The organism is Pseudoalteromonas sp. SG44-1 (assembly GCF_014164315.1).
GTDB lineage: Bacteria > Pseudomonadota > Gammaproteobacteria > Enterobacterales > Alteromonadaceae > Pseudoalteromonas > Pseudoalteromonas rhizosphaerae.
Genome location: NZ_JACJEW010000169.1, coordinates 1 through 1,483, shown reverse-complemented (window position 1 = coordinate 1,483; position 1,483 = coordinate 1). Strand labels below are relative to the sequence as shown.

Genomic DNA, 1,483 nt, shown 5'->3' with positions numbered 1-1,483 from the left:
AATGACAGCGACGGTTGGATAGCCTTTACCCTAACCGCCATTGGTTTGGTTCCATTATTAGGCTCTGCTATAAAAGGTGTGGGTAAAGTTGTAATTAAAAATAGTGGTGAGTCAATGGAAGCCGCTATTGCAGTGTTACGCAAGATGGGTAAAGGCGACCCAGTAAAATACCTGCGCGAAATAAACTGGCAAGACTTAGGCAAACAAGCCGCCAGTGAAGTAAAAGCAGTTATTAAAAGCTTTAGAGATACTCTTAATGATATTTCAACCAGCTGGAAATACGATCTTCTGCTGCCAGACTCAGCCATTGACGGCATGCAAGCCATGGTCAAACAGCTTGATGAAGTCACCCCGCAAATAGACCAAGGCGTAAGAAACGCCGCGCAAGAAATTGGCAATCGCGTAAACAAAGCCCTCGATGAGTTTGAGCCACCGGCAAGTACAGGTGTAGTAGGGAAACCGAAGAAAACAGTAGCCAATGAATTAGAGCCGCCGAAAGGGAATGATTTAAAGGGGGCTCAAAGCATTAACCCAAACATTACAAAACCTAAGAAACTTCGCAAGATATCAAACCGCTTGAAATACCTTGGTAAAACTCCAGGCAAAGCATCTCGTACAGGCAAAAAAGTCATTGCGAAGATGAAAGCAAAAGGCAAAATAAGGGAGTCATTCAAAGGTACCGAATTTCAAGCGAGTGATAATCAATGGTACCCACTCTCTCAAGCTGATATGGCACATGACCCGACAGATGCAGTAAAATGGTGGAATACTACAGGCAGACAATACGGCGCAAAATCAAAAGAAGTGCGAGAATGGATGTTAGACTCTAATAATTATACTCTAGATCATTACAGTATTAACCGCTCAGCTGGTGCTAAGCTTAACGATAGATATTTACCCCCGAAAAAGTAAGGAAAGATAATGGAAAATTTACCTATAGACTTGCGCGATAAAATCGATGCTCTCTATATTTCTGCATACAAAGCATTAGAAGTCAAAAATGTTGACATCGCAAAAAAAAAAGCAGACGAAGCATGGGGGTTATTACCTGAGCCTAAATTTGATTGGGATGTCACTCTCAGTTTTGTTACTGCAATTTGCGAAATGTATCGAGAGTTAACACTTTACAATGATGCGCTGCAAATCATAGAGCAACTCTTAGAATATCGAGATAAAAATAAGGTAGGTGGGTTTCACGGTGGAATTATTTTTTTAAAAGCTACTATTTATTATGAAATGGAACAATTACCAATTTCTTATCAATGGTTTAATAAAGCAAACGACATGTCAAGAGGTCGCTGCTTCGTTGATGAACCTAAAAAATACAAAACTTTTTTTAATGAGTATAACCAATGAATGTACATGACCAAATAGATGAGTATTGCGAGCAAGGCAATGATCTTTTTGATGAAGAAGACTTTCAAGGCGCAATTACACTCTGGCAAAAAGCCTTTGATTTACTCACCGACCCAGATGAGGATTG

General features: G+C 40.0%; 2 protein-coding genes. Both read left to right on the top strand.

The annotated features are described in order from the left end of the window. Nucleotides 1–912, top strand: a 912-nt coding sequence (locus tag H5187_RS23520; protein WP_310737480.1) for a GH-E family nuclease, incomplete at its 5' end; no start/stop codon positions are given. A gap of 9 nt (nt 913–921) precedes the next feature. Then, nucleotides 922–1,356: a hypothetical protein gene (locus tag H5187_RS23515; protein WP_182719691.1), complete on the top strand. Its 435-nt coding sequence runs from the start codon at nt 922–924 to the stop codon at nt 1,354–1,356. The last annotated feature ends 127 nt before the right edge of the window (nt 1,357–1,483 follow it).